Source organism: Saccharopolyspora sp. NPDC050389, from assembly GCF_040655595.1.
Taxonomy (GTDB): domain Bacteria; phylum Actinomycetota; class Actinomycetes; order Mycobacteriales; family Pseudonocardiaceae; genus Saccharopolyspora.
Genome location: NZ_JBFAKG010000185.1, coordinates 1 through 7,397, shown reverse-complemented (window position 1 = coordinate 7,397; position 7,397 = coordinate 1). Strand labels below are relative to the sequence as shown.

Sequence of the window (7,397 nt, the reverse complement as noted above, 5' to 3'; positions counted from 1 at the left end):
GGCGAGCAGAGCCAGGGCGATGCCGGTGGTCCGCCGGGAGAGTCCGCGGTCGTTCAGGCGGCCCGCCGCGGTAACCGGGCTCCAGCCCGGTTACGCACTCACGATCGGTCAGTAGGTCAGGCCGTAGCCGTAGGGGAACAGGGGCTCCTGGCCGTCCCCGTCGTTGATCGGCTGCTGGTCCGCGCCGGCCATCCAGGTCATCGGCAGGGTCCCGGTCGGGTCGTGGTCGCCGAAGAGGACGTCGGCCACGCCCGCACCCTCGGTGCCGGGCAGCCAGGCCGCCAGGAGCGCGTCCCAGTTCGGCAGGTCCGCCGCGACGTCCAGCGGGCGGCCCGACACGGTCACCACGATCACCGGCACCCCGGATTCCTGGAGCCGGGCCAGCGTCGCCTCGTCCTCGTCGTCCAGGCCCATGCCCTCCGGGCGGTCGCCTTCGCCTTCGGCGTAGGGGGTTTCGCCGACCACCGCGATCGCCGCCCGGTAGCTGCCGTCGATTCCGTTGCCGCTGCGGTCGTAGGTCACCTCGGTGCCGGGCGAGACCGCCTGCTGGATTCCTTGCAGGATCGTGGTTCCCGGCGTGATCGGGCCGCTGCTGCCCTGCCAGCTGATCGTCCAGCCGCCGCTCTGGTTGCCGATGTCGTCGGCGTTCTTGCCCGCGACGAAGATCTTGCCGCCGTCCTTCGCCAGCGGCAGCACGTTTCCGTCGTTCTTCAGCAGCACCTGCGATTCGCGGACCGCCTCGCGGGCGAGTTCGCGGTGCTCGGCGCTGCCGACGGTTCCGGTGAGGCTGCGGTCGGTGAACGGCCGCTCGAACAGGCCGAGCTCGAACTTCTTCGTCAGGATGCGGCGGTTGGCGTCGTCGATGCGCGACATCGGCACCCGGTCGGCCTCGACCTCGGCGCGCAGCAGGTCCATGAACTTCTGGTACTCGTGCGGCACCATGATCATGTCCAGCCCGGCGTTGACCGAATCGCGCACCTCGTCGGCGGTGAAGCCCTCCTCGCCGTCGATCTTGTCGATCGCCTGCCAGTCCGACACGACGAATCCGGTGAAGCCCAGCTCGCCCTTGAGCACGTCGTTGATCAGGTAGTCGCCGGTGTGCATCTTGACGCCGTTCCAGCTGCTGTAGGAGATCATCACCGAGCCGGCGCCGCGCTCGATCGCGGCCTGGAACGGCGGCAGGTGCACCGCGCGCAGCTCCGCCTCGTCGATCTCGGTGTTGCCCTGGTCGTCGCCGCCGGTCGTGCCGCCGTCCCCGACGTAGTGCTTCGCGGTGGCCAGCACGGACGCCGGACCGTCCAGAGTGGCCCCCTGCAGGCCGGTCACGGCAGAGGCCATCGCCGTGGGCCGCTCCGGGGTTTCGCCGAACGACTCGTAGGTGCGTCCCCAGCGGTCGTTGCGCGCCACGCACAGGCACGGCGCGAAGTCCCAGTCGATGCCGGTGCCCGCGACTTCCTCGGCGGTGGCCCGGCCGATGCGTTCGACCAGCTCCGGGTCGTTGGTGGCGCCGAGCCCGATGTTGTGCGGGAAGATCGTCGCGCCGTGCACGTTGTTGTGCCCGTGCACCGCGTCGACGCCGTAGATGATCGGAATGCCCAGCGGGGTGGCGATGGCCGCGCGCTGGTAGGCGTCGTACATGTCCGCCCAGGCTTCCGCGGTGTTCGGCGTCGGCGCCGATCCGCCGCCGCTGAGGATCGATCCGATGCCGGCGGCCGCCGCGGTGCCGGGGTCGGCGGCCAGCCGTTCGGCCTGCGTCATCTGGCCTATCTTGTCCTGCAACGACATTCGCGCCATCAGGTCGTCCACCCGGTCGGCGACCGGACGCGTCGCGTCGCGGTAGGCGGGCGGTGCCGCGGCCACGGCGGGGGTGACGGCGGCGGTGCAGGCCACCGCGGCGAGCACCAGCGCGAGCCGCGATCGGGTCGTGCCTAACCAACGGGTCATGCCGTTCTCCTCTGCGTTCGGAAATCATCCGGGCGGGGCGGAACTGCGAAACCGGTGCACTCTGCCGTTGAGCGAGGAAGGGCCATCAGACGAGCAGGCGAATATGTTGCAGGCGGCAACATACCACCGGAGCCCGCCCCGGGAGGGCGGGCTACATCGATCAAGTCTCGGCACTGCATCGATCAGGTCAACTTCTCGGTTCTTGGTGTTGTGTCATAAGTTGTTTGTCGCAACGTTTGGTTTTGCACGATTTCGTTCGGGAGTGGGGAAGGCTTCTCGATGGGGAGAACGCCCGCGGCGCTGATCGCGATGGCCTGCAGCATCGGGCTGTTGCTGATGGCGTGCGGGAACAACAGCCTGCCGGAACCGGATGCCGACGCGGCCGCGCCGGGCCCCGGCGGCCCGCGGGTCGGCGTGATCCTGCCGGACACCGCGACTTCCGCGCGCTGGGCGCACTTCGACCAGCCGATGCTGCAGGCGGCGCTGCGCCGGGAAGGCCTGACGCCGATCGTGCAGAACGCGCAGGGCGACGCGCAGAAGTTCGCCCAGATCGCCGACGGCATGCTCAGCCAACGGGTGCAGGTGCTGATCATCGCCGCGCCCAGCGGCGACGCCGGGGCCACCGTCGAGCAGAAGGCCGAGCAGCTGGGCGTGCCGGTGATCGACTACGACCGGCTCAACGTCGGCGGTAGCGCCGACTACTACGTCAGCTTCGACCACGAGATGGTCGGCGAACTGCAGGCCCGGGCGCTCGCGACGGCGATGCGAGACAAGCCCGGCGGGCAGGTGATCGAGATCGGCGGCGCCTCGACCGACCACAACGCGACGCTGGTGCACCGCGGTCAATCCGCGGAGCTCGGCCCCCGCTACGCGGCTGGCGAGCTGAGGCTGGCGAGCAGCCGGTTCGTCGACGGCTGGGACAACCAGGCCGGCGGCCAGGTCTTCGAGCAGCTGCTGACGGCCAACGGCGGCCGGGTGGACGGCGTCCTGGCCGCCAACGACGGCCTCGCCTCGGCGGTGATCACCGTGCTGCAGAAGTACGGCCTGGCCGGTGCGGTCCCGGTCACCGGCCAGGACATGACCGTCGACGGCCTGCGCGCGATCCTGCAGGGCTACCAGTCGTCCACGGTGTTCAAGCCGATCCGCGACGAGGCATCGGTGGCGGCGGAGCTTGCCGCGGCGCTCGCCCGTGGCGACACCGCGGCCGCCGACGCGCTGGCCCACCAGCGAACGCCCGATCCGGCCGGTGGCCGCGAGGTCAAGTCGGTACTGCTGGCGCCGCAGCTGATCACGCGGGACAACATCAAGTCGGTGCTCGGCCCCGGGCACGTCCGGGCCGAGGAGATCTGCGGCGGCGAGCTGGCGGGCACGTGCCGCCAGCTCGGCATCGCCTGACGTCTTAGAGGTGATTTCTTCAATGGGCTTGCTTTGCGGTGCGGGTGGCGGCCCCCCTGCGGGAATTGCAGACGCCGTCTGGACTGTGGGATCCCCGACTTGTGCATGTCCAACCCGCGGCATCGGGGCTGTCCTCGCCAGACGACGTCTGAGAACCCGCGGCGGTGCAAGTTGAGTCCCACACCGCATGCGGCTGACGCCGCATCCTGAAAGAACCCGTTAGAGGGAGGGCGAGTGCACGAGCCGATCCTGGCGCTGCGCCGGGTCAACAAGAGCTTCGGCCCGGTCCGCGCGCTGCGGGAGGTGGACTTCACCGTGCGCGCCGGCGAGGTCACCGCGCTGATCGGCGACAACGGCGCCGGGAAGTCCACATTGGTCAAATGCATCGCGGGCATGCACCGCTTCGACGGCGGCGAGGTGCTCTTCGAGGGCCGCCCCGTGCAGATCCAGCGGCCCAGCGACGCCGCCGCGCTGGGCATCGAGATCGTCTACCAGGACCTCGCGCTGTGCGACGACCTCGACGTCGTGCAGAACATGTTCCTCGGCCGCGAGCGGGGCCCGTCGATGCTGCTCGACGACACCGCCATGGAGCTGGCCGCGAGGCGCACCTTGCGCTCCCTGTCGGTGCGCACCGTCGGTTCGGTGCGCGCGAAGGTCGGCTCGCTCTCCGGCGGTCAGCGGCAGACCGTCGCCATCGCCAAGGCCGTGCTGTGGAACAGCAAGGTGGTGGTCCTCGACGAACCCACCGCCGCGCTCGGCGTCGCGCAGACCCGGCAGGTCCTCGACCTCATCCGCCGCCTGGCCGATCAGGGCCTCGGCGTGGTGCTGATCAGCCACAACATGACCGACGTGTTCGAGGTCGCCGACCGCATCGCCACCCTCTACCTGGGGCGCATGGCCGCCGAACTGCCCGTCCGAGAGCTGACCCACGGCCAGGTCGTCGAGCTGATGACGGCCGGCCGCTCCGGCGACCTCGGCATCGCCCGACCCGCCGCGGTCTGAGATTTGCGAGGAACGCCAATGACGAACAGCCCGACCGGCGCGGCCGAACCGGCGCTGCGCATCGCCGACTTCGGCATCGACACGACCTCGCGCGCCACCGGCGAGGCCCTGCGCGACTACGTCGGCAAGATCCGCCGCGGTGATCTCGGCGCGTTACCGGCGCTGGTGATGCTGGCCGTGCTGCTGGTGCTGTTCACCGCCCTGTCCGAGGACTTCCTGACGCTCAACAACCTGGCCAACCTGCTGCACCAGGGCGCGGGGCAGGCGATCCTCGCGATGGGCATCGTCTACGTGCTGCTGATCGGCGAGATCGACCTGTCCGCCGGAACGGCCTCCGGCGTGGCGGCGTCGGTGCTCGCACTGCACTTCCAGCAGGACGGGAACCTGCTCGGCGCGATGGGCGGCTCGGTGTTCTACGCCTTCGTGCTGGGGCTCGCGGCCGCGACGTTGCTGGCGCTGCTGCTGCGGATCTGGCTCGGTGCCGGGCTTTCCGCGTTGGCGCTGGTGCTCGTGGTCGCCGGAATGGGCGCGAACCCGTGGCTGGAGATGCTGCTGGCGGTGTGCGTCGGCGCGGCGATCGGGTGCGTGACCGGATTCGCGGTCTCGAAGGTTCGCATCCCGTCGTTCATCGTGACGCTGGGGCTGTTCATCACCTGGTCCGGCGTGGTGCTCCAGCTGGTCGGCCCGGGCGGCACGATCTCGATCCGCCAGAGCCCGAAGCTGTTCGCCGTCGCCAACGGCAGCCTCGGCGTGCCGGGCAGCTGGCTGCTGTTCCTGGTGACCGGGGCCGGATACGCCGCCGTGGTGGGCTACCGGCACCTGACCAGGCTCCGGCACGGGCTCGTCGCGCAGCCGACGGTGCTGGTCGTGGCAAAGGTGGGCGCCGTCCTCGGCTGCGGCGGCGTCGCGACGTACCTGCTGACCCTGAACCGCTCGCCGCACCCGGAGCTGGCGTCGATCCGCGGCGTGCCCTACGTGGTGCCGATCATCCTGGTGCTGCTGATCGCCGGCACGTACGTGCTGGACCGCACCCGCTTCGGCAGGCATCTCCGCGCCGTCGGCAACAACCGGGACGCCGCGCACCGGGCCGGGGTGAACGTCGCCAAGATCCGGATGAGCGCGTTCATCATCTGCTCCTCGGTCGCGGCGCTGGGCGCCATCGTCTACACCTCGAAGGTCGGCTCGGTCGACGGCAGCGCGGGCAACGGCAACCTGGTGCTGTTCGCGGTCGGCGCGGCCGTCATCGGCGGCACGTCGCTGTTCGGCGGGAAGGGCCGGCTGCAGGACGCGGTCCTCGGCGGCGCGGTGCTCGCCACGGTCCAGAACGGCCTGAACCTGCTCGGCTTCGCCGCCGCGCCGGTGAACATAATCACCGGCCTGGTCCTGGTGGCCGCCGCCGGCGTGGACGCGTTGTCCCGGCGGCGTTCGACGGCGCAGCATGAAAGCTGAGCCGGGGAGCACGTTGCGCAGCGCAAGTGTCCGCTGTGCTACAGCTTGTCCCGGCGGAGAAGCCCGAAGCAGGCGGAGGAAGCGGCCGAGTTGACCACGACACCAACCGCGGGAGCGCGGCCCGACGAGGTGCGCCAGCACAACCGGGCCGTACTGCTGCGTCGGCTGCACATCGGCGGGCCGTGCACCAGAGCCGCGCTGGCCACCGAGATGGGGCTCAACCGCAGCACCATCAAGGCGCTGGTCGACGAACTGGTCAAGGACGGGCTCGTGGTGGAGCGGGTGCCCGCTCAGCGCAGCGGCGCCGGCCGGCCTTCGCTGCTGGTGCTGCCGCAGCCGCACGCGGCGGTCACGCTGGCGGTGGACATCCGGGTCGAGCAGGTGGCGATGGCGCTGATCGGGCTCGGCGGCGAGATCCTCAACCGGTGCAGCTGGAGCCTGCGCCCGACCACCCGGAATCCGCGCGAGGTCTTCACCAAGATCGTCGACAACAGCGCGGTGCTCATCGAAGAGGCCGGCGTCGACGTCGTGGCGGTCGGTGCCTCGGCGCCCGGCGTGGTGCGCCGCGCGGACGGGATGGTGCGCGAGGCTCCGAACCTGCACTGGACCGAAGTGCCGCTCGGCGACTGGCTTTCCAAGGCGCTGGGCGGTCGGCGGGTGGAGGTCGGCAACGACGCGGAGCTCAGCGCGCTCGCCGAACACCTGCGCGGGGCGGCGCGCGGCGCGACCGACGCCGTCTTCGTCGGGGCCGATGTCGGCGTCGGCGGCGGGGTGATCTCCGGTGGCATGCCGCTGCGCGGCAGCGGCGGCTACGTCGGGGAGCTCGGCCACATGGTGGTGCGGCCGGACGGGCACGAATGCTATTGCGGCAGCAGGGGATGCTGGGAGACCGAGGTGGGGGAGCGGGCCCTGAGCCGGGCGCTGGACCTGCCGGAGGACTCGCCGCGCGGCGTCGTCGTCGCCGAGCTGCACGCCCTGGCGCAGCAGCCGGACGAGGTGTTGCAGCGGCTCGGGGAGTTCGGCGAGTGGCTGGCGATCGGACTGTGCAATGTGGTCAACCTGCTGTGCCCGCAGCTGGTGGTGCTCGGCGACCTGTTCACCGCGCTGCCCCGCACGCTGATCGACCACGTCGGCAAGCTGGTCACCGAGCGCAGCCTGGTCAGCCGCGCGATGGGCGGCACCAAGCTGGTCACGTCCTCGCTGGGCGCGGACGGCAAGCTGCTCGGCGCCGCCGAGCTGGCCTTCGAGCAGGTCCTGGCCAGCCGCTGAGCCGATCGGCCGAAACCGTTGCCCCGGTTGGGAAACACGCACATTGCGATGCGGTTACGCCCGGGGGCGACGCCACCTCCCGGTGATAAGTTGCTGTGGACAACATATTGACCGGGATCGACCTCGACCTCGACCCGGCCGGGCACATCTTCGCGTCCTGCGTTCTCGGCGCGCCACGCCGACGCTCCTGCGAAAAGAGGGACCACTTTGTTCACTGGGAGATGGGCCGGCACCCAGGTGCTGGCTCAGGGTCAGCTGCTGGATGCCAACGCGGTGGATTTTGCGTTGTTGGCGTTGTATTTCGTTTTTGTGCTGGGTATTGGTTATCTGGCGCGGCG

5 protein-coding genes are annotated in these 7,397 nt (G+C 70.5%); 4 read left to right on the top strand and 1 reads right to left on the bottom strand.

From position 1 onward, the window contains the following. Window positions 1-108: 108 nt before the first annotated feature. The gene (locus AB0I53_RS48825) at window positions 109-1,944 is read right to left on the bottom strand and encodes a glycoside hydrolase family 3 protein (protein WP_358617883.1); all 1,836 of its coding nucleotides are present in this window, start codon (window positions 1,942-1,944) and stop codon (window positions 109-111) included. Window positions 1,945-2,223: 279 nt separating this feature from the next. Here AB0I53_RS48825 and AB0I53_RS48820 point away from each other — a divergent pair, with 279 nt between their 5' ends. The 4 genes from AB0I53_RS48820 (at window position 2,224) to AB0I53_RS48805 (ending at window position 7,059) form a co-directional block, all read left to right on the top strand. Further along, the gene (locus AB0I53_RS48820; RefSeq protein WP_358617880.1) at window positions 2,224-3,339 is read left to right on the top strand and encodes a substrate-binding domain-containing protein; all 1,116 of its coding nucleotides are present in this window, start codon (window positions 2,224-2,226) and stop codon (window positions 3,337-3,339) included. 234 nt (window positions 3,340-3,573) lie between these two features. Next, window positions 3,574-4,341: an ATP-binding cassette domain-containing protein gene (locus AB0I53_RS48815; protein ID WP_358617877.1), complete on the top strand. Its 768-nt coding sequence runs from the start codon at window positions 3,574-3,576 to the stop codon at window positions 4,339-4,341. Window positions 4,342-4,359: 18 nt separating this feature from the next. Further along, window positions 4,360-5,790: an ABC transporter permease gene (locus tag AB0I53_RS48810; protein WP_358617874.1), complete on the top strand. Its 1,431-nt coding sequence runs from the start codon at window positions 4,360-4,362 to the stop codon at window positions 5,788-5,790. 90 nt (window positions 5,791-5,880) lie between these two features. Then, the gene (locus AB0I53_RS48805; protein ID WP_358617871.1) at window positions 5,881-7,059 is read left to right on the top strand and encodes an ROK family protein; all 1,179 of its coding nucleotides are present in this window, start codon (window positions 5,881-5,883) and stop codon (window positions 7,057-7,059) included. Window positions 7,060-7,397: the final 338 nt, after the last annotated feature.